Source organism: Actinomycetospora sp. NBRC 106378, assembly GCF_030269685.1.
In the GTDB taxonomy this organism is placed as follows: Bacteria; Actinomycetota; Actinomycetes; order Mycobacteriales; family Pseudonocardiaceae; genus Actinomycetospora.
Map to the genome: position 1 here is coordinate 1 of NZ_BSTT01000016.1, position 19,467 is coordinate 19,467.

Consider the following 19,467-nt stretch of genomic DNA (forward strand, 5'->3'; position numbering starts at 1 on the left):
CGGCGACCGACACAACGACGCCCTCCGCGCCCTCAAACGACGCCTCGCCCGCGTCGTGTTCAACCTGCTCCTACAGACCGAACACACCCCAACCCCCGCTGCCGCTTGACATAGGAGCAGCTCGCGGCCGATCGAGGGGTTCAGGTCGCGGGGGCCAGCACCAGGACCGGCCGGGCACGGCCCTCGGAGTCGGCGACCAGGCCGATGACGTGCCCGTCCGGGCCGAACACCGCCGTGGTGCCGGGGTCGCCGGTCGGCGGCAGCGGGCGGCCGTGGGCCAGGTCGGCCGCCCCCGCGGCGTCGACGTCGCGGCGCGGGAACGCGGTGCCGGTCGCGGCGTCCAGGTCCAGCGACAGTGCCGCCCGCCCGGCCTCCCCGTCGGCCTCGGCGGCGAGCTCGTCGACGGTGCGGGCGTGGGCGAGGGTGAAGGGGCCGACGCGCGTCCGACGCAGCGCCGTGAGGTGGCCTCCCACCCCCAGGCCCGCGCCGAGGTCGCGCGCGAGGGCCCGGACGTAGGTGCCCGACGAGCAGTCGACGAGCACGTCCAGGTCGACCGTCTCCCCCTCGCGCCGACGGGCCAGCACGTCGAAGCGCGCGACGTGCACCGGACGGGCCGGGAGCTCGACCTCCTCGCCCGCGCGCACCCGCTCGTACGCGCGCTTCCCGTCGACCTTGATCGCCGACACGGTGCTCGGGACCTGCTCGATGTCCCCCGTCAAGGCGGCGACCCCCGCACCGACCGCGGCGTCGGTGACCCCGCTCGCGTCGGCGGACGCCGTGACCTCGCCCTCCGCGTCGTCGGTGCTGGTGGCGGCTCCGAGCCGGATCGTCGCCAGGTAGGTCTTCGTGTCGAGCGCGAGGTGGCCCAGCAGCTTCGTCGCCCGCTCGATGCCGAGGACCAGGACCCCGGTCGCCATCGGATCCAGCGTCCCGGCGTGCCCGACCTTCCGGGTACCGACGAGGCGGCGCGCCTTGCCGACGACGTCGTGCGAGGTCCACCCGGACGGCTTGTCGACGACGAGGAGGCCGGGCGGCGGGGGCGGGCGGCGGGGAGCCTTGGCGTTCATCGCCCCGGATCCTCCCCTGCCCGCGCGGCCACGGCGATCAGGGGGACAGCAGTCCGAACGGGATCGAGACGGCGGGGACGTCGGGCGGGTGCGGCACGTCCGGCGGGCCGTGCGACCACACCGGCAGGGCCGCGAGCCACGCCGCAGCCGGCGGGTCGGCACCGAGCGCCCCCTCCCAGGGCACCGCGAGCCAGCCCGACGTCGTCACGGTCGCCGGGTCACCGGTCCACACGAGCACGACGTGCCGCAGCCCGGCCGGCGCCTCGGGCGCCCGGCGCGGGACCGGCAGGCCGTCGAGCGCCAGCTGCCCGCCGACCGGCACGTACCCCGTCCCGTTCTCGGCCGCCGCCGCGATCCGGAGCGCGCCGTCCCAGCGCAGCGCGGCGAAGTTCGGCGCCGGGCCGTGACCCGGCGGCGCCTTCATCGCGTGCAGGGCCACGTGCTCGTGCTCGACGACCAGCGAGTTGCGGGGCGCGCCGATGCGCACGCCGCGGCCCGCCCACTCCGACGCCACCACGAGCAGCCGGGTCCGCAGATTCTCCGAGGAGGTCAGCCCGAGCGTGAGCGCGGTGTCCCCCGCGACCGCCGGATCGTGGCGCGCGACGTTCCGTTCCCAGACGGCGGCGACGGCGTCCTCGAGGAGCCCGAGCAGCCCGAGGGCCCGCCACCGGTCCCGCACCTCCCGGAGCCACGCCGTCGCGCCCGGGTCCCAGATCGTGCTCATGCCCTGCAGGGAAGCACGGACCCCCGACAACGAGACCGGGCGCGACCCGACGTCAGGAAGGCAGGACCTACGTCTTCGGGCCGCCCGCGACGTAGATGACCTGCCCGGACACGTAGCCGGCCCGCTCGTCGACGAAGAACGACACCATGTTCGCGATGTCCTCCGGCACGCCGACGCGCTGGACCGGGATCTCCTTGGCGCGCGCGGCCTGCCACTCCTCCCAGTCCTGCCCGAGGCGCTCGGCGGTCGCCTTCGTCATCTCCGAGGCGATGAAGCCGGGGGCGACGCAGTTGGCGGTGATGCCGAACCGGCCGAGCTCGATCGCGAGGGTCTTGGTGAAGCCCTGCAGGCCCGCCTTGGCCGCGGAGTAGTTGACCTGGCCGCGGTTGCCCAGCGCCGAGGTCGACGACAGGTTCACGATCCGCCCGAACTGCTCGGAGACCATGTGGCCCTGGACCGCGCGGGTCATGAGGAACGAGCCGCGCAGGTGCACGCCCATGACCTGGTCCCAGTCGGACTCGGACATCTTGAACAGCAGGTTGTCCCGCGTGATCCCGGCGTTGTTGATCAGCACCGTGGGCGGGCCGAGCTCGGAGACGATCCGCTCGACCGCCGCGGTGACGGCGTCGGCGTCGGAGACGTCCGCGCCGACCGCGATGGCCTTCCCGCCGGCCTCGGTGATCGCGTCCGCGGTGCCCTTGGCGGCGGACTCGTCGAGGTCGATCACGGCGACGGCCAGTCCGTCGGACGCCAGGCGCAGCGCGGTCGCGGCCCCGAGACCGCGGGCGGCGCCCGTGACGATCGCGACGCGGGGAGTGGGAGCGGTCATGGCAGAGGGACCTCCAGGAACGGGTCGGTTCCGGGCCATCCTGCACCCGGCTCATTCCCCACGTCGGGTGGGACCGGTCACGCCTGACCGGTCGCCCTTCGCGACGCTGCGCTCGCCCCGGTCACCATCCACCGGTCCCCCCGGGCCCGCAGCCCCACCCCCATCGCGCGGCCGAGCATGAAGAGCGACAGTCCCGCCCACACGCCGGCCAGGCCCCACCCGAAGGCCAGCGAGGCCCAGATGGCCGGCAGGAAACCCAGGAGCGCGCACCCGAGCGTCAGCCGACGCAGGAACGCCGCGTCGGCCGCGCCGAGCAGCACCCCGTCGAGGGCGAACACGAAGCCGGCGATCGGCTGCAGCGCCACGAAGAACCACCAGGCGGCCGGGATCGTGGCGAGCACCGTCGGATCCGGCGTGAACACCCGCGGCAGCACGCCGGCGAGCGCGGCGAACAGCAGGCCCGCGGCGACGCCGAGCACGATCCCGTATCCGGTCACGCGCCGGGTGACGGTGCGGGCGGAGGACGCCGCCGAGGCGCCGAGGGCCGCGCCGACCAGCTGCTGCGCGGCGATCGCCAGGGAGTCCAGCACGGTCGCCATGAACGTCCACAGCTGCAGGACGACCTGGTGCGCGGCCACCGAGGACGCCCCGAACCGCGCGCAGACCGCCGTCGCGGAGAGGAAGCAGGCCTGGAAGGCGAGGCTGCGCAGCAGGAGGTCGCGGCCGAGGCCGAGCTGGGCCGCGAGGTCGGCGGGGACCGGGCGCAGGGTGACGCCGAGGCGGACCGTCTCGCGGACGAGGGCGCCGACGAACAGCAGGAGCACGATCGTCTGCGCTCCCACGTTGGCGATCGCCGAACCCTCGAGGCCCAGTCCGACCCCGTGCACCAGGATCGGGCACGCGATCGCGGACGCCCCGTTGCCGGCGAGGACCACGAGGACGGGTGCGCGCGTGGACTGCACGCCGCGCATCCAGCCGTTGCCGGCCATCGCGACGAGGATGCCGGGCGCCCCGAACAGGGCGATCCGCATCCAGTCGACGGCCTCGTCGGCCAGGACCCCACCGCCGCCGAGCGCGTCCGCGACGGGTCGCGCGACCAGCTGGCCGATCACGACGACGGCGAACCCGGCGAACAACGCGAGCCAGGTGGCGGCCACGCCCTCGGCGACCGCCCGGTCACGGTGGCCCGCCCCGAACGCCCGAGCGGCGCGCGCCGTGGTGCCGTACGCGAGGAACGTGCCGAGCGACGACACCTGCGCGAGGACCACCGCGCCGACCGCGAGCGCCCCCAGGGGCAATGCCCCGAGGCGGCCCACCACGGCGGTGTCCACCAGCAGGTAGAGCGGTTCCGCGACGAGCACCACCAGGGCGGCCGCGGACAGGGACAGCACCCGGGCGGGCCCGGCGTCGAGCGAGGTGGTCACGGGCTCCCCGACGATGTGGCTTCTCTGCCGCTGGACGACAGCAACGACGCTTTCCTGCCACGGGGGCAGGGGCGGGGTCAGGACTCGTCGTCCGGATCCTCGTCGTCGTCCTCGTGCGGCTTGCGGTACGGGTCGGACTCGCCGGCGTAGGTCGCACCCGCGGCGAGCGAGGCGACCTCCTGGTCGGCGGCGCGCACCCCGGCGAGCAGCTCCTCCATGCGGGCGGCGCCCTCGGGCACCGCGTCGGCCACGAAGGCGATCGACGGGGTGTGGCGGACGCCGGTCTGGCGGCCGACCGCGGTGCGGACCACGCCGGTCGCGCTGGCGAGAGCGGCCGCGGAGTTCTCGTGGTCGGTCTCGTCGCCGTAGACCGTGTAGTAGACCGTCGCCTCGCGGAGGTCCGCGGTGACCCGGGCGTCGGTGATGGTGACCAGCTTCAGACGCGGGTCCTTCACCTCGTGCTCGAGGGTCGAGGCGGCGATCTGGATGATCCGCTTGGCGAGGCGCCGGGCGCGGGGTGCATCGGCCATCTCGGGCCATCCTCCAACAGATCAGTCGTCGTGCGGGCCCAGCCATCGGGTCCGCGCGGAGAGCACCTGGAACTCGGGGTGTGAGCTGACCAGGCGCTCGCAGTGGTCGAGCACGTCACCGACGTGCTCGGCGTCCGCGGCCACCACCGCCACGCCGATGAGGGCGCGGCGGTGGAGGTCGAGGTGTCCGGCCTCGGCGACCGAGACCGCGTACTTCCGCTTCAGCTCGGCGACGACGGGTCGCACGATCGAGCGCTTCTGCTTGATCGAGGACACGTCGCCGAGCAGCAGGTCCAGCTCGAGGGTGCCGACGTACACCGTCAGCACCCCCGGGCCGGGTTCACGACCGTCACTCGCGCGGCTTCTCCCGCATCTCGTAGGTCATGATCTTGTCATCGACCTTGATGTCGTTGAACGACCCGAGCGTGAGACCGCACTCGTAGCCGTCGCGGACCTCGGTCGCGTCGTCCTTGAACCGCTTGAGCGAGCTGATCGTCAGGTTCTCGGCGATCACCGCACCGTCGCGCACCAGGCGGGCCTTGGCGTTGCGGCGGATGATCCCCTCGGTCACCAGGCAACCGGCGATCGTCCCGACCTTCGAGGAGCGGAACACGTCGCGGATCTCCGCGGTGCCGAGCTCGACCTCCTCGTAGATCGGCTTGAGCATGCCCTTGAGGGCCGCCTCGATCTCGTCGATCGCCTGGTAGATGACCGAGTAGTACCGGATGTCGACGCCCTCGCGGTTGGCCAGCTCCGTGGCCTTGCCCTCGGCACGGACGTTGAAGCCCATGACGATGACGTCGGAGGCGATCGCGAGGTTGATGTCGCCCTCGGTGATCGCACCGACCCCGCGGTGCAGGACCCGCAGCTGGACCTCGTCGCCGACGTCCAGCTTCACCAGTGCGTCCTCGAGCGCCTCGACCGTACCCGAGTTGTCACCCTTGATGATCAGGTTGAGCTCGTTGGTCTCCTTCAGCGCGGCGTCGAGGTCCTCGAGCGAGATGCGCTTGCGACGGCTCGCGAGCTGCGCGTTGCGCTCGCGGGCACGGCGCCGGTCGGCGATCTGCCGGGCCACGCGGTCCTCGTCGACGACCAGGAACGTGTCGCCCGCGCCGGGCACCGACGTGAAGCCGATGACCTGCACCGGACGCGAGGGCAGGGCCTCGCGCACGTCCTCGCCGAACTCGTCGAGCATCCGTCGGACGCGCCCGGAGGCGTCGCCCGCGACCACCGAGTCACCGACGCGGAGCGTGCCGCGCTGGACCAGGACGGTCGCCACGGGGCCGCGACCACGGTCGAGGTGGGCCTCGATCGCGACACCCTGGGCCTCCATGTCCGGGTTGGCCCGGAGGTCCAGCGAGGCGTCCGCGGTGAGCAGGACGGCCTCGAGCAGCCCGTCGATGTTGATGTTCTCGCGGGCCGAGATGTCGACGAACATCGTGTCGCCACCGAACTCCTCGGCGACGAGGTTGTACTCGGTGAGCTGCTGACGGATCTTGGCGGGGTTGGCCCCCTCCTTGTCGATCTTGTTCACCGCGACCACGACCGGCACGTCGGCCGCCTGGGCGTGGTTGATCGCCTCCACCGTCTGCGGCATGACGCCGTCGTCGGCCGCCACCACGATCACCGCGATGTCCGTGGACTTCGCCCCACGGGCACGCATGGCGGTGAACGCCTCGTGACCCGGGGTGTCGATGAAGGTGATGGCCCGCTCGACACCCTCGAGCTCGGTGTCGACCTGGTAGGCGCCGATGTGCTGCGTGATGCCACCGGCCTCGCCCTCGGCGACCTTCGTCTTGCGGATCGTGTCCAGCAGGCGCGTCTTGCCGTGGTCGACGTGACCCATGACGGTGACGACCGGCGGGCGGGCCGCCAGGTCGTCCTCGTCGCCCTCGTCGGAGCCGTAGGACAGCGAGAACGACTCCAGCAGCTCGCGGTCCTCCTCCTCGGGGGACACGACCTGCACGTCGTAGTTCATCTCGCTGCCGAGCAGCTCGAGGATGTCGTCGGACACCGACTGGGTGGCCGTGACCATCTCGCCCAGGTGGAAGAGCACCTGGACCAGCGAGGCCGGGTTCGCGTCGATCTTCTCCGCGAAGTCGGTCAGCGACGCGCCGCGCGGGAGCCGCACGGTCTCGCCACGGCCCTTCGGCAGGCGGACGCCGCCGACCGAGGGGGCCTGCATGTTGTCGAATTCCTGACGCTTCTGGCGCTTCGACTTGCGGCCACGACGCACCGGGCCACCGGCGCGACCGAACGCACCCGCGGCACCGCCGCCACGACCACGGCCACCGCCGCCACCGGGACGACCGCGGAAACCGCCCGCGGGCGCTCCACCGCCACCGCCACCGGGGCCACCGCCACCGGGACGGAAGCCACCGCCGCCGCCACCGGGACGACCGCCGCCACCGGGACGACCGCCGGGGCCACCACGGCCGGGACCACCGGGGCCGCCACGACCGGGCGCACCGGCGGGACGGGCCGGCATCATGCCGGGGTTCGGGCGGGGGGGCATGTTGCCCGGGCTCGCGCCACCGGAACCACCGGGACGCGGCGGACGGTCGCCCGCTGCGGGACGCTCGCCGTCACGCGGCGGACGCGGCATGGGGGCCTCGCCGTCACGAGGCGGACGGGGCGGACGCTCGCCGGAGCCACCGCCGCCGGGACGCGGCGCCTGCGGACGGGGCGGGGCCCCGGAACCGACGCCGAAGGGGTTGTTGCCGACGCGCGGGGTCTTCGGACCCGGGCGCGGCGCGGACGGACGCGGGGCGGCCGTCGTGTCGCCGGCGGACGCGGCGGCCGGACGGTCCTGCGCGGGACGGTCCTGGCCGGGACGCTCCTGGCCGGGACGCGGCGCGCCGGGACGCTGGTCGCCGGGACGACCCTGCCCGGGGCGGTTGCCCTGGCGCTGGTCGCCACCACGCTCGACGGTGCCGCCGCGCTGGCTGCCCGGCTTCGGGATGCCGCGGGGCTGACGGTCGGGGCGGTCGGTGCCGCTCGGACGCGGGCCACGGTCCTGGCCGCGGTCCTGACCCCGGTCCTGGCCGGGCCGCGGGCCCGGGCGCTCGGCGCCGGGACGCGGGCCGTCGGACGGCTTCGGGGCCGCCGGGCCGGGCGCGGGGGCCGCCGGGGCGGACGCCGCGGGGGCGGCCGGCTCGACCGGGGCCGCGGGGCCGGGTCGCGGCGCGCCACCGGGGCGCGGGCCGGGCGCCGGGGCGGCCGGAGCCGACGCGGAGCCGTTGCCGTTCCCGTTGCCGCCGGAGGACGAACCGCCGGGACGGGCGCCGGGGCGCGGTCCGCGGGACGAGCCGCCGTTGCCGCCGCCGTTCATGGAGTCGCGCAGCTTGCGCGCGACGGGAGCCTCGACGGTCGAGGACGCGGACTTCACGAACTCGCCGAGGGACTCCAACTGCGAAAGTACCTGCTTGCTGGTGACGCCGAGCTCCTTCGCGAGCTCGTGCACCCGGGCCTTGCCTGCCACTGATCTCCTCATTCTCGAGGTCGGCGGCGTGCCCGCGACCTCGTGTCCTACGCCTGCGCGCTCATCGCGAGTGCTTCACGGCTGGCTCATGGGGGTCGACCTGCTTCCTGGTTCTCCGACCCCGACGGGCGTCGGGGCCTGCGCCCGGGTCGGTCGGTGTCGGTTGCGGTGCGAGCAGCGCGTGCAGGGCACCGAGGTCCAGCGGCCCCGGGACGCGCAGCGCCCGGGGGAACGCCGATCGGCGCTCCGCGCGGTGCAGACAGTCGGCGTCGGGGTGCATCCAGGCACCCCGCCCCGGCTCGCGACGCCGTGGGTCGGGCACACAGGTCCCGTCCACGGCCACCACTCGCAGCAGTTCCGACACCGGCCCCCGCGATCGGCACCCCACACAGGTACGCACCGGTCCTTCGATCGGTGGAACTTCGTGGTGAGCCGGACGGGTCCGGGCCATGTCTGACTCTACCGCGTCACGCGATCGTTGCCGAAGCCCCGTCTCCACCCTCAGGGCGCGACCAGGTCGGACCCGGGTTCGGCGTCCGACCGGATGTCGATCCGCCAGCCCGTCAGCCGGGCGGCGAGGCGGGCGTTCTGCCCCTCCTTGCCGATGGCCAGCGACAGCTGGTAGTCCGGCACGACGACGCGGGCCGCCCGGGCGCGGAGGTCGACCACCTCGACCGAGACCACCTTCGACGGCGAGAGGGCGTTGCCCACGAACTCCGCCGGGTCGTCCGAGTGGTCGATGATGTCGATCTTCTCGCCGTGCAGCTCGTCCATCACGCCGCGCACCCGCGCGCCCATCGGGCCGATGCAGGCGCCCTTGGCGTTCAGGCCGGGCACGGTGGACCGGACGGCGATCTTGGAGCGGTAGCCCGCCTCCCGCGCGATGGCGGTGATCTCCACCGCCCCGCTGGCGATCTCGGGGACCTCGAAGGCGAACAGCTTGCGCACGAGGTTGGGGTGGGTCCGCGAGAGCGTGACCGCCGTCCCCCGCGGGGTCCGGCTCACCCCGACCACGTAACAGCGCACCCGCTCGCCGTGTTCCAGCTTCTCGCCCGGGACCTGCTCGGCCGAGGGAATGACGCCCTCGATCGTGCCGATGTCGACGACGACGACACCGCGGGCGTTCGCCCGTGCGTCCCGCTGCACGACGCCGGACACGACCTCGCCCTCGCGGGTGGCGTACTCGCCGTAGCTGCGGTCGTTCTCCGCGTCGCGCAGCTTCGCGACGACGACCTGCCGGGCCGTCGCGGCCGCGATCCGGTCGAAGCCCGCCGGGGTGTCGTCGACCTCGCCGACCGTCTCGCCGTCCTCGCCCGTCTCGGGCACGAGGACGCGGATCTCACCCGAGGCGCGGTCCACCTCGGCGCGCGCGCCCGGGGTCTCGTTGCCGGCCTGGCGGTAGGCGGTCAGCAGGGCCGACTCGATGGCCGCGACGACCGTCTCGAAGGTGATGTCCTTGTCGCGCTCGATCGCGCGCAGGGCCATCAGGTCGACCTTCACCGCGACTGCTCCTTCTCTCGTCGATCGTCCTGCAGTGCCTCGACCTGCGCCTCGGGCGCGGGCTTGAACTCGACCTCGACCCCGGCCCGCTCCACCTGCGCGAGCGGGACCTCCTGCAGCCCCTTCTCGACGGCGAGCGTGACGGCCTCGTCGGTCACGGCGCCGACCCGGCCCGAGAGCTTCGTGCCGTCGACGAGGGTGACCGCCACGCGGCGCAGCCACGCCTTGCGCCAGTGCCGCGGCTCGGTGAGCGGCCGGTCGGTACCGGGGGTGGAGACCTCGAGGGTGTACTCACCCAGGAGCGCGCCGTGCGACTCCTCGTGGGCGTCGACGGCGGTCGACACGTCGCGGCTGAGCGCGGCGACGGCGTCGAGGTCCACGCCGCCGGCGGGACCGTCGTCGACGGCGGGCGCGTCGGGCGTGTCGACGGTGACGCGCACGACCTGACGGCGGCCGGCGGGCCGTACGTCGAGGTCGTCGAGCACGAAGCCGGCCCGCTCGACGACGTCGACCACGACGGGCGTCAGGGCGGTGGCGGCGGCACCGGTGGGTGGGCCCACGGGCACGGGTCAGCCTCCAGGACGGGTGAGGGAGCGGTGTCCCCACAGTAGTCCCGCCCCGACGGGCCCCGTCGCTCCGCTCGCCCCGCCCGCCGATCCCCCGTCGCCCCGCTCGCCCCGCCCACCGATCCCCCGTCGCTCCGCTCGCCCCACCCACCGGCTGGCACGATGACCGGTGATGCCCCGGTCGCTCCGCCTCTCCCGACGGTCCTTCGTCGTCCTGACGGCGGGCACGGTCACCCTGGGGGCCGCGGGGTGCGCCCGCGACGAGGGGCCCGACGAGCTCGAGGCGCCGTGGACGGCGGCCCGGGCCGACGCGGACCTGGCGGCGGCCGCCGCCCGGGCCTTCCCCGACGCCGCGACGCGTCTCACCGCGGTCGCCGAGGCCCGCCGGGCGCACGCCGAGGCGCTCGCGACCGAGATCCGGCGGGCCCGCCCGGACCGGGCGGAGGTGCTCGACGCGCCCGCACCGGCCGCCGGCACCCCGTCGTCCGCGGCCGGGGCCGTGACCGCCCTCCGGACCTCGCTGGGGGCCGCGCGGGACGCCGGTGCCGCGCTGGCCGTCACGACGGCCCGCTACCGGGCGGGGCTGGTCGCCTCGGTGGCCGCCTCGTGCGCGGGCTGGACGGAGGCGCTGGCCGCATGACCTCACCGTTGGACTCGTCCTCGACCACCGACGCCGTGCAGGCCGCTCTCGGCGCCGAGCACGCGGCCGTGTGGTGCTGCGGGCTCGCGACGGCGTTCCTCCCCGCCGCCCAGGCCCAGCCCCTGGCGGATGCGGCGCTGGCCCACCGGCAGCGTCGCGACGCGCTCGTCGCGCTGCTCGAGGCGGCCGGTCGGCGCCCGGTGGCCGCAGCGGCCGCCTACGCGACCCCGCGACCGGTGACCGACGCCGCGAGCGCCGCCGCCCTGCTCGTCACGGCCGAGGACGACGTCGCCGGGGCGTGGCGGGCGGTCCTCGAACGCACCGACGACCGCGACCTGCGGACCACCGGGGTGACGGCGATGGTGGCCGCGACGACGGTCGGGCGGCGGTGGCGGGCGCTGGCCGGGGTCACGCCCGAGGTGCCGTCGCTGCCGGGCACGTCGCCGACCTGAGCCGCCGGGGTCCCTTGTTTACCGATCAGACGGTAAGTAAGCTGCTCCTCATGTCAACGCGAGCACCAGGGTCCGGGCGGCCTCGCGGACCGTCTCCAGGTCGGCGTCCGGTCCGGCGGCGAGCCCGGCGCAGCTGACGGCCTCGAGGGCGAGGCGGACCACCACACGCCGGGGCGGGTCGGCGCCGACCGCGAGGACGTCGACGAGGGCGTCGACCCCGGGGCGGACGGCCTGCGCGGAGGCGGTGGCCCGCTCGAGGGCAGGACGGTTCGCCAGCGCGAACCGCAGACCGTCGAGCTGCTCCTGCGAGGCCGCGTCCACGCGACGCAGGGCGGTCGCGCGGAGCAGTCCGGGGCCCGGTTCCTGCTCGGCGACCCAGGCGACCAGCGCATCGATCTCGTCGCGCCGCTCCTGGGAGAGGGCCGCGAGAAGGGCCTCCTTGCCCGCGAAGTGGTAGTAGAGCGCCGCGTTGGTGAGTCCCACCGCCGTCGCGACGTCCCGCATCGAGGTCGCGTCGTACCCGCGCTCGGTGAACAGTCGGCGCGCGGCCACCAGCACCGCCTCCCGGGTCTCCGGCCCGGCGTTCGCGCCCGCACGTTTCGGCATACCCGTCAACTTACCGGTCGACCGATAACGAGGAACCGATGTCCGTGCTCTGCCTCGTCCTCAGCGGCGTCCTCGCCGGTGGCGAGCTGCTCGTGCGCTGGGGGCTCGCCCCGGCCCTGCGGGCGTTGCCCGACGACGCCCACGTCCGCGCGCGGATCGCCGTGGTGCACCGGCTGCGCCTGGTCGTCCCGGCGGTGATCGTGCCGACCGTCGTCGTGACCGTGGTGGTCGTGGCCCGCGGCGGCGACGCCGCCGCCTGGGCCGCCGTCGGGGCGCTGGCCGTCTTCGTCGTGGTCACCGGCTTCGGGACCGTGCCGATCAACATGCGGATCGCGCGCTGGGACCCGACCGACCCACCGGCGGACTGGCAGGGCCTCGTGCGGCGGTGGGAGCGGGTCGACGTGTTGCGCTCCTCGGCCGCGCTGCTGACCTTCGTGCTCCTGGCTGTCGCCCGTCTCCCCTGACGGCGGGGGCTACCGCAGGCCGAGCGCCGTCCGGGCGATGCGGTCGAGCGTCGCCTCGGGGACCTTCGCCCCGCCCGTCGCGTCGGTCTCGGTAATGACGACGCTCTCCCCCAGCTGCGTCGACGCGTAGCCCGCACCGGACAGCCCCGCGGGCGCGCCCGGGTATCCCCGGCCCTCGCGGAGGAGGTCCGCGACGTTGCCGGTCCCCGACGAGTCGACGAGGGACTTGAGGGCCGCCGCCGAGGCGGCGTCGTGCATCCGCACCACGGCGACGGACGCGAGGACCGGGGTGCCGCTCGCGTCGCCGGTCCACAGCGCGCGGTCGAGCTGGGTGCAGGGCCGCTCGCGCAGGAACTGCACGGCGAGGCCGTACGCGTGCCCCTCGCAGGTCGGGTCGGTGGTCACGACGCGCTGGGTCCAGGTGACGCCGTCGACGACGCGGACCGGGTCGGCCGAGATCTCCTCGGGGGCCGCTCCGGTGCCCCGCACCACGAGGACGGCCACCCCGAGGGCCACCCCGAAGGCGGCGACGGCGGCGATCCCGAGCCCGCGCCACGTCGCCATCCACGCCGGGAGGGCCACCTCGCGCCGGGCCCGACGACGACGGCGGGTGTCGGCGGGGACGCTCCCCAGCCGCGGTGACTCCCCGGGAGCCGGCAACCCGGCCGGAGCCGCCGGGATGGGCGCCGTCTCCGGCCGGGCGAGCGGGCCGCCGGGGTTGGAGAGGGCGGAGGACCGGGCCGAGGGCACGGCCCCGGGCGGCAGCGAGACCTCGAACCCGGCCGCGGCGAGGTCCGCCGGCCCGGGCACGAACTCGGCGAGGCGCCATGCGGCGAACAGCCGGCGGACCTCGGCGGCGTCGAGGACCGTCGGACCGGAGGACGCGGTGAGGACCAGGCTCGCGGCGGTGGCGATCCCGACGCCGGCGTCCTCCGCGGTGCGCTCCGGGTCGGCGCGGTCGGGCACCGCGCGGTCGACCACCGGGACGACCTGGCGGGGCGCGGTCGGGGTGGGGTCGGCCAGCGCGAGGAGCCGGTCGATCTCGGCGGCGGCGCGGTCCTGCGCGCCGCCCGTCCCGCCCGCGGGTACCGGCACCCGGTCGCCCGCCGGCACGAGGCCGAGGACCCCGTCGGGACGCAGCACCAGGGCGTCGAGGACGCCGTCCGGCCCGCCCGGGAGCGCGACCGCCACTCCGGGCGCCGTCGGCAGCCCGTCGAGCAGGCGACGGATCCGACGCACGCGCTCCGGGGCGATCCCGTGACGGGGATCCGGGGCGACGAGGAGCATCCGACCTCCACGATCGGGTGACGACGGGCGGCGCTCACGGTAACCCGAGAGATCACAGAAGCGTCACGGGCCCCATCACCGCCCGCGTGTCACCCACCCGGCCGACGCCGCTCCCCGATCCGCGCGACCATCGGGGTGAGGGTCCGCGCGGCCACCGGCAGCATCGACTGCGTCCGGGTGAGCCAGCCGCGCCAGCCCGGCAGCACTCGCAGCTCCCGGCGCCCGTCGAGCATCGCGATCCCCGCGGCCACCACCTCGTCGACGCCGAGCACCCGCGGGCCGGTGAACAGCAGCGCCGAGGACGGGCGGTCGGACACCGCCCGCAGCAGCTCGGTCGACACCGCGTCGGGGCACAGCGCGAGGCAGCGGATCGGGCGGCGGGCGCCGCCGAGCTCGATGTGCAGGGCCTGGGAGTAGGAGAGCGCAGCGGCCTTGGAGGCGCCGTAGATCGCGAGACCCGGCGTCGGGCCGAGGCCGGAGAGCGAGACGACGTTGAGGATGTCGCCGCGGCGCATCACGTCGACGGCCGCGCGGCAGCCGTGGACGACGCCGAGGGTGTTGATCTCGATCGTCGAGGTCACCTCGGCGTCGGTGGCCTCCCACACCGACGCGGTGGAGAGCACGCCCGCGTTGTTGACCCACACGGTGACCTCGCCGAGGTCGGCCGCCGCGGCGGCGACCGAGCGGTGGGCGCCGGGATCGCGCACGTCGAGCGGTAGCGCGGTGGCGGGCCCGGGCAGCGCGTCCGCGGTCCGGGTCGCGGCGGCGCCGTCGACGTCGGTGACCACGACGTGCAGGCCGCGCTCGGAGAGCGCCCGCGCCAGGCCGGCGCCGATACCCCGTCCTCCGCCGGTCACGACGGCGACGTCGGTCATGTGTCCTCCCTCTCCCTCGTGGCAGCAAAGCGTCGTTGCTGTCATCCAGTGGCAGTAGAGCCGCATCCTCGCGGCGGGAGTCTCGCGCACCCGGCGTCGGGACGGCGGACGTAGGCTCCCCGGCGATGCGCAGCGAGGAGATCGAGGTCCGCACCGGCGGCCAGGAGACGGTCCGGGACATCACGGCGGAGTGCGAGCGGTTCCTGCGCGACGTGGGCGCGGACGACGGCCTGCTGCACGTGTTCGTGCCGCATGCGACCGCCGGGATCGCGGTAATCGAGACGGGCGCCGGGTCGGACTCCGACCTGCTCGCGCAGCTGCACGAGATCCTCCCGGCCGACGACCGCTGGGGGCACCGCCACGGCTCCCCCGGCCACGGGCGCGACCACGTGCTGCCCGCGCTGGTCGCGCCGTCGATGACGGTGCCCGTCCTCGGCGGCCGGATGACCCTCGGCACGTGGCAGTCGGTGTGCCTGGTCGACACCAACGGCGACAACCCGTCGCGCAAGATTCGTCTCAGCCTGCTCGCGGGCTGAGCGGATCTTGGCATCCTGGTGGACGTGAACACCGACGTCCTCGTCATCGGAGCCGGGCCGGCCGGGTCGTCCGCGGCGGCGTGGACCGCCCGGGCAGGTCACGACGTCGTCCTCGCCGACGCCGCCGTCTTCCCCCGCGACAAGGCCTGCGGTGACGGCCTGACGCCGCGCGCGATCGCCGAACTGACGAAACTCGGACTCGGCGACTGGGTGCGCGGCCGCGGCGAGAACCGGGGCCTGCGCGCCGCCGGTTTCGGTCAGCTCCTGACGCTGCCCTGGCCGGGTGGCTCGCTCCCCGCGCACGGGGGCGCGGTCGCCCGGACCGAGCTCGACGCGCGCATCCGGTCGGTGGCACTCGAGCGCGGGGCGGTGCCGGTCGAGGGCCGCCGGGCGGTCGACGTCGAGTTCGCCGGGGACGCCGTGTCGGCGGTGGTGTTCGACGACGGGTCGCGCATCACCTGCCGCCGGCTGATCGTCGCGGACGGCGCGCGCTCGACCCTGGGCCGCGTCCTCGGGCGGGTGTGGCACAAGGACACGGCCTTCGGTGTCGCGGCGCGCGGCTACATCACCTCGGGCCGCCACGACGACCCGTGGATCTCCTCGCACCTCGAACTGCGCGGCACCGAGAACGAGGTGCTCTCCGGCTACGGCTGGGTGTTCCCGCTGCACGACGGGTCGGTGAACATCGGCGTCGGCACCCTGGCGACGGACAAGCGCCCGGCCAACGTGCGACTCCGGTCGCTCATCGCGCACTACGCCGCGCAGCGCCGGGACGACTGGCAGCTCTCGGGCGAGGTCCGCGAGGTCGCGTCGGCGCTGCTGCCGATGGGCGGGGCGGTGTCGGGGGTCGCCGGGCGGAACTGGGCACTGGTCGGAGACGCCGCCGGCTGCGTGAACCCGCTCAACGGCGAGGGCATCGACTACGGGCTCGAGACCGGGCGGCTGATCGTCGACCTGCTGACCGAGGACGACTGGTCGCTGGCCTGGCCGGCGACGCTCCGGGAGCACTACGGCTCGGCGTTCTCCATCGCCCGTCGCCTCGCCAAGCTCCTGACGGTGCCGAAGCTGCTGCCGGTCGCGGGACCGGTCGGCATGCGGTCGAAGGCGCTCATGACGGTGGCCCTGCGCGTCATGGGCAACCTCGTCACCGAGGCCGACCACGACGTGGTGGCCCGGGCGTGGCGGCTGGCCGGCCGCGCGTCGCTGAAGGCCGACGAACTCCCGCCGTTCCCGGCGGCGGACCTGCGCCGCACGCCGGTCGCGGCGGGCTGATCCCGGCGGCGGCCACCGTCTTCGCGAGGGGCACACCAGGCAGGTCCGACGGCCCTCGGACCTGCCCCAGGTGCACCTCGCGGTCGGGTCAGGGCGTGATGACCACCTTGAGCGCGAGGTTCGCCGCGGCGTTGCCGAAGACGTCGTAGGCCTCGTCGATCTGGTCGAAGGTGAACGAGTGCGTCCCCATCTTCTCGGCGGGGATGCGGCCCGAGGCGACCATCTTCAGCAGCGTCGGGATCGACACGGTGTCGACCAGCCCCATCGTCAGGGTCACGTTGGCGATCCACATGTCCTGCATGGGGATCTCGACCGGCGTGCCGTGGACGCCGACGTTCGCGATCGTGCCGCCGGGGCGCACCAGCGAGGCCGCGGTCAGCAGGGTCTCCGGGTAGCCGACCGCCTCGATGGCGACGTCGACCCCGAGCCCGTCGGTCAGACCGACCACGTCGGACACCGTGCCGGGTCCCACCTCCACGGTGTCGGTCGCGCCGAACTCCAGGGCCTTCTCGAGGCGGAACTTGTTGGAGTCGATCGCGATCACCTTCGAGGCCCCCCACAGACCCGTCGTCAGGACCGCCGAGAGCCCCACCGCCCCGGCCCCGACCACGGCGACCGTGTGGCCCGGTCGCACCCCGCCCGCGAGGACGCCGACCTCGTAGCCGGTGGGCAGGGAGTCCGCCAGGAAGATCGCCTGCTCGTCGGTGACCTCCGGCGGCACGGCGTAGAGGGACGTGTCGGCGTAGGGCACGCGGACGTACTCGGCCTGCGTGCCGTCGATGAGGTGGCCGAAGATCCAGCCGATGCCGCCGACGGTCTGGCAGTGCGACGGCATGCCGCGCTGGCAGTACTCGCAGCGGCCGCACTTCGTGATCGCCGGGACGAGCACCCGGTCGCCGACCGCGAAGCCGCGGACGGCCGCGCCGATCTCGGTGATCGTGCCGACGGCCTCGTGGCCGAGGATGCGCCCGTCGGTCACCGCGGCCACGTCGCCCTGCAGGATGTGGAGGTCGGTGCCGCAGATCGTGGTCGTGTCGACCTTGACCACCACGTCGGTGGGTTCGACGATCGCCGCGTCGGGGACGTCCTCCCACGCCTTCCGACCGGGACCGTGGTACACCAGAGCCTTCATCGCGACCTCCGTTGGTTCGCCTGGGCGGCGACCCCGACGCTATGGCGTGGGCCACACGACGACTGTCCGATTCCGGGACGGTTCGCGGCGCCCGTCGACCGCGCCGGCCGGCGGCTGTCCCACTCCCGGGACAGTCCTCAGGCGATGTAGCTGATCCCGAAGGCGTCGATCTTGCGGTAGAGCGACGACCGCGCGATCCCGAGCATCGCGGCGGCCTTGTAGCGGTTCCCGCGCGTCTCGTACAGCGCATGGATGATCGCGTCGGCCTGTGCGGTCTCCAGCATCGTCAGGCGCGGAGCACTGGTGAAGCACAGCGCGGGCAGGTCCGGCGGCTGCACGATGCCCACGGGCTTGCGCGCCACGACGTAGCGCAGCACGTCCTCGAGCTCGGCGAGGTTGCCCGGCCACGCGTAGCCCTCGAGCACCCGGACGACCTGGTGGGAGAGGCGCAGCGACCGGGCACCGCTCATCGCGCGCAGCACAGCCTGCGCGAGTCCCGCGAGTTCGTCGGTGCGGTGACGCAGGGCGGGGACGCGGACCGTGTCGTGGAAGTGGCGCAGCAGCAGGCCGTACGGGCGGGCGGCGTCGACCGCCGCCGAGTCGAGGCACCCGACGACAACCACGCGGCCCGGCACCGCGGTCAGCGGCCGCAGCGCCTCGTCGAGCCGGCGGGCCACCACCGGCGTCAGGGCGTGCAGCTGGTCGAGCAGCACCAGGTGGGCGTCCCCGCGGCCGGGATCGAGGCGCAGGTCGTCCGCGGGACCCGAGCAGTCCACGGTGGTCGAGGTCCCCCGCGGGAAGAGGTGGGTGAACCGTTCACGGGCCAGGGTCCGCTTCCCGACCCCGGTCTCCCCCACCAGCAGCAGGTGCCGCCGACCGCCGAGGGCCGCCGTGGCGTCGCGCCGCATCCGCTCGTAGGGGCCGAACAGTTCCTGCGTCGCGCGACGACGGGCCTCCTCACCCGACGACGGGTCGCGGTGCAGGTCCGCGGCGAAGTCCCGCCGGGCCGTCGGTGCGACGTGGGAGCCCTGACGCCGTCGCGCCTCCCGGGCGGCGAGGCTCACGCGCCCGGTCCCGGCGTGCGCCGCGACCGGCCCGCCCGCGAGGACGGCTCCGAACACCTCGCCGTCGCCACCCCGCACCTCGCGCAGGTCGACCTCGGCGCAGACCCCGGACGGCAGGTCCAGGTGGCGGGGCCCGCCGGTCTCGCCGAGCAGGACGCTCGTGGTGAGCGCGTCGCCCAGGGTCTGCCGGTCGGCGTCGGGCAGCGACGTGACCGCCCGGCCGAGCCAGGTCTCGTCGTCGGTCGCGGCCACGACCCAGGGCACGCCCTCGGCGCGGAGGGCCGACATCGCGTCGTGGACGGCGAGCACGCGTCGTCGGCGGTCGCGCTCGTCGTGGTCGGCCACCGCGTCGGCCAGCAGCCGGGCCACCGCGAGCGACACGGGGTCCGCCGCGTGCGCGACCACCACGACGCGCCCCGTGCCGACCGGTGCCGCCCCCTCGCGGAGCACCCGCCAGGCGGGGTGCAGGTGCTCCGGGCCCTCGACGACGACGGCCAGGCCCGTCGCCCCGGCGACGGCCGCCGCCGTCGTGCCGACCGCGCGCTCGTCGCACCGGTGCCCCGGGACGAACCCGGCGGAGTCGAGGAGCTCGCCGAGCGCCGGGTCGGTGTCGTAGCGGACCCGGACGACGCCGTCGTCACCGACGAGCGCGACCGAGCACCCCGTCTCGGCGTTCTCCCGGACGAACCGGTGCAGGACGGCGTCCGCCGCCGCGACGAGCGGGCCGCCGTCGTGGTGTCCGACGAACGGCGGGTCCGACGGCGTGGCCGTCGAGCGCTCCCACGAGGCGACGATCTCCTCGCGCACGATCCCGGTGGGCAGGGCCGCCCGACCGCCGCGCCGGAAGCGTTCGCGGGCGGCGTCGAGCACGCGGGCCGCCGTCACGACCTCGCACGCTAGGCCGCCCCGCGGGCCGCCCACCAGAAAGCTGGGACGTCGGCAGACCCTGCACCCGGGGTCAGGTCGCAGGCGCCCACGGCCGCATCGGCTCGCACACCGCGATGACCACGTCCGCGTG

Annotated in this window: 20 protein-coding genes; 5 read left to right on the forward strand and 15 right to left on the reverse strand. The window is 75.0% G+C overall.

From position 1 onward, the window contains the following. Positions 1-140 precede the first annotated feature (140 nt). The 10 genes from truB to rimP form a co-directional block, all read right to left on the reverse strand. Positions 141-1,067, reverse strand: coding sequence for a tRNA pseudouridine(55) synthase TruB (truB, locus tag QSK00_RS25540; RefSeq protein WP_285595460.1), 927 nt, complete (start codon positions 1,065-1,067; stop codon positions 141-143). Positions 1,068-1,104: 37 nt separating this feature from the next. Further along, entirely contained in the window at positions 1,105-1,791 is a 687-nt protein-coding gene (locus QSK00_RS25545; RefSeq protein ID WP_285595462.1) for a hypothetical protein, read from the reverse strand. 67 nt (positions 1,792-1,858) lie between these two features. Continuing rightward, the gene (gene fabG / locus QSK00_RS25550; RefSeq protein ID WP_285595464.1) at positions 1,859-2,620 is read right to left on the reverse strand and encodes a 3-oxoacyl-ACP reductase FabG; all 762 of its coding nucleotides are present in this window, start codon (positions 2,618-2,620) and stop codon (positions 1,859-1,861) included. A gap of 77 nt (positions 2,621-2,697) precedes the next feature. Next, a complete protein-coding gene (locus QSK00_RS25555; RefSeq protein WP_285595466.1) occupies positions 2,698-4,044 on the reverse strand; it encodes an MATE family efflux transporter in 1,347 nt (448 codons plus the stop codon). Between the two features lie 77 nt (positions 4,045-4,121). After that, positions 4,122-4,574: a 30S ribosome-binding factor RbfA gene (gene rbfA / locus QSK00_RS25560; protein WP_285595468.1), complete on the reverse strand. Its 453-nt coding sequence runs from the start codon at positions 4,572-4,574 to the stop codon at positions 4,122-4,124. 21 nt (positions 4,575-4,595) lie between these two features. Continuing rightward, positions 4,596-4,892, reverse strand: a complete 297-nt coding sequence (locus QSK00_RS25565) for a DUF503 domain-containing protein (RefSeq protein ID WP_285595470.1) — start codon at positions 4,890-4,892, stop codon at positions 4,596-4,598. Positions 4,893-4,923: 31 nt separating this feature from the next. Continuing rightward, a complete protein-coding gene (gene infB / locus QSK00_RS25570; RefSeq protein WP_285595472.1) occupies positions 4,924-8,055 on the reverse strand; it encodes a translation initiation factor IF-2 in 3,132 nt (1,043 codons plus the stop codon). Positions 8,056-8,116: 61 nt separating this feature from the next. Beyond that, the gene (locus QSK00_RS25575) at positions 8,117-8,506 is read right to left on the reverse strand and encodes a YlxR family protein (protein WP_285595474.1); all 390 of its coding nucleotides are present in this window, start codon (positions 8,504-8,506) and stop codon (positions 8,117-8,119) included. A 50-nt stretch (positions 8,507-8,556) separates the two neighbouring features. Further along, positions 8,557-9,555: a transcription termination factor NusA gene (nusA, locus tag QSK00_RS25580; protein ID WP_285595476.1), complete on the reverse strand. Its 999-nt coding sequence runs from the start codon at positions 9,553-9,555 to the stop codon at positions 8,557-8,559. Continuing rightward, positions 9,552-10,115: a ribosome maturation factor RimP gene (rimP, locus tag QSK00_RS25585; protein ID WP_285595478.1), complete on the reverse strand. Its 564-nt coding sequence runs from the start codon at positions 10,113-10,115 to the stop codon at positions 9,552-9,554. Before rimP ends, nusA begins: the two co-directional genes overlap by 4 nt. Positions 10,116-10,293: 178 nt before the next feature. On the opposite strand from rimP, the gene QSK00_RS25590 reads away from it, so the two are divergent. Together QSK00_RS25590 and QSK00_RS25595 are read left to right on the forward strand one after the other, a co-directional pair. Then, complete coding sequence (locus tag QSK00_RS25590) at positions 10,294-10,761, forward strand: hypothetical protein (protein WP_285595480.1); 468 nt, start codon at positions 10,294-10,296, stop codon at positions 10,759-10,761. Further along, positions 10,758-11,213 carry a ferritin-like domain-containing protein gene (locus QSK00_RS25595; RefSeq protein WP_285595482.1) on the forward strand — a complete coding sequence of 152 codons (456 nt, stop codon included), beginning with the start codon at positions 10,758-10,760 and terminating at the stop codon, positions 11,211-11,213. The genes QSK00_RS25590 and QSK00_RS25595 overlap by 4 nt, the downstream gene beginning before the upstream one ends. A 48-nt stretch (positions 11,214-11,261) precedes the next feature. On the opposite strand, the gene QSK00_RS25600 is transcribed toward QSK00_RS25595, so the two are convergent. After that, positions 11,262-11,819 (reverse strand): TetR/AcrR family transcriptional regulator, encoded by a 558-nt coding sequence (locus QSK00_RS25600; RefSeq protein ID WP_285595484.1) that lies wholly within the window; start codon positions 11,817-11,819, stop codon positions 11,262-11,264. A gap of 38 nt (positions 11,820-11,857) precedes the next feature. On the opposite strand from QSK00_RS25600, the gene QSK00_RS25605 reads away from it, so the two are divergent. Beyond that, the gene (locus QSK00_RS25605; RefSeq protein WP_285595486.1) at positions 11,858-12,283 is read left to right on the forward strand and encodes an anthrone oxygenase family protein; all 426 of its coding nucleotides are present in this window, start codon (positions 11,858-11,860) and stop codon (positions 12,281-12,283) included. A 9-nt stretch (positions 12,284-12,292) separates the two neighbouring features. Here the strand turns inward: QSK00_RS25605 and QSK00_RS25610 are convergent, their stop codons facing one another. Together QSK00_RS25610 and QSK00_RS25615 are read right to left on the reverse strand one after the other, a co-directional pair. Then, positions 12,293-13,570, reverse strand: a complete 1,278-nt coding sequence (locus QSK00_RS25610; protein ID WP_285595488.1) for a hypothetical protein — start codon at positions 13,568-13,570, stop codon at positions 12,293-12,295. Between the two features lie 89 nt (positions 13,571-13,659). Next, entirely contained in the window at positions 13,660-14,445 is a 786-nt protein-coding gene (locus QSK00_RS25615; protein ID WP_285595490.1) for an SDR family NAD(P)-dependent oxidoreductase, read from the reverse strand. A gap of 125 nt (positions 14,446-14,570) precedes the next feature. Here QSK00_RS25615 and QSK00_RS25620 point away from each other — a divergent pair, with 125 nt between their 5' ends. Then, positions 14,571-14,981, forward strand: coding sequence for a secondary thiamine-phosphate synthase enzyme YjbQ (locus QSK00_RS25620; protein ID WP_285595492.1), 411 nt, complete (start codon positions 14,571-14,573; stop codon positions 14,979-14,981). Positions 14,982-15,005: 24 nt separating this feature from the next. Beyond that, positions 15,006-16,253 (forward strand): geranylgeranyl reductase family protein, encoded by a 1,248-nt coding sequence (locus tag QSK00_RS25625; protein WP_285595494.1) that lies wholly within the window; start codon positions 15,006-15,008, stop codon positions 16,251-16,253. A gap of 88 nt (positions 16,254-16,341) precedes the next feature. On the opposite strand, the gene QSK00_RS25630 is transcribed toward QSK00_RS25625, so the two are convergent. Next, positions 16,342-17,385: an alcohol dehydrogenase catalytic domain-containing protein gene (locus QSK00_RS25630; protein WP_285595496.1), complete on the reverse strand. Its 1,044-nt coding sequence runs from the start codon at positions 17,383-17,385 to the stop codon at positions 16,342-16,344. Positions 17,386-17,522: 137 nt separating this feature from the next. Further along, positions 17,523-19,334 carry a helix-turn-helix domain-containing protein gene (locus QSK00_RS25635; protein ID WP_285595498.1) on the reverse strand — a complete coding sequence of 604 codons (1,812 nt, stop codon included), beginning with the start codon at positions 19,332-19,334 and terminating at the stop codon, positions 17,523-17,525. Positions 19,335-19,467 lie beyond the last annotated feature (133 nt).

What these genes read in the sequence shown, in the direction of transcription:
- QSK00_RS25590 (WP_285595480.1), top strand. Translation starts at nt 10,294, where the DNA reads ATGCCCCGGTCGCTCCGCCTCTCCCGACGGTCCTTCGTCGTCCTGACG.
- QSK00_RS25545 (WP_285595462.1), bottom strand. Translation starts at nt 1,791, where the DNA reads ATGAGCACGATCTGGGACCCGGGCGCGACGGCGTGGCTCCGGGAGGTG.
- QSK00_RS25575 (WP_285595474.1), bottom strand. Translation starts at nt 8,506, where the DNA reads ATGGCCCGGACCCGTCCGGCTCACCACGAAGTTCCACCGATCGAAGGA.
- QSK00_RS25595 (WP_285595482.1), top strand. Translation starts at nt 10,758, where the DNA reads ATGACCTCACCGTTGGACTCGTCCTCGACCACCGACGCCGTGCAGGCC.
- QSK00_RS25610 (WP_285595488.1), bottom strand. Translation starts at nt 13,570, where the DNA reads ATGCTCCTCGTCGCCCCGGATCCCCGTCACGGGATCGCCCCGGAGCGC.
- QSK00_RS25605 (WP_285595486.1), top strand. Translation starts at nt 11,858, where the DNA reads ATGTCCGTGCTCTGCCTCGTCCTCAGCGGCGTCCTCGCCGGTGGCGAG.
- QSK00_RS25615 (WP_285595490.1), bottom strand. Translation starts at nt 14,445, where the DNA reads ATGACCGACGTCGCCGTCGTGACCGGCGGAGGACGGGGTATCGGCGCC.
- rbfA (WP_285595468.1), bottom strand. Translation starts at nt 4,574, where the DNA reads ATGGCCGATGCACCCCGCGCCCGGCGCCTCGCCAAGCGGATCATCCAG.
- fabG (WP_285595464.1), bottom strand. Translation starts at nt 2,620, where the DNA reads ATGACCGCTCCCACTCCCCGCGTCGCGATCGTCACGGGCGCCGCCCGC.
- QSK00_RS25620 (WP_285595492.1), top strand. Translation starts at nt 14,571, where the DNA reads ATGCGCAGCGAGGAGATCGAGGTCCGCACCGGCGGCCAGGAGACGGTC.
- truB (WP_285595460.1), bottom strand. Translation starts at nt 1,067, where the DNA reads ATGAACGCCAAGGCTCCCCGCCGCCCGCCCCCGCCGCCCGGCCTCCTC.
- QSK00_RS25630 (WP_285595496.1), bottom strand. Translation starts at nt 17,385, where the DNA reads ATGAAGGCTCTGGTGTACCACGGTCCCGGTCGGAAGGCGTGGGAGGAC.
- QSK00_RS25600 (WP_285595484.1), bottom strand. Translation starts at nt 11,819, where the DNA reads ATGCCGAAACGTGCGGGCGCGAACGCCGGGCCGGAGACCCGGGAGGCG.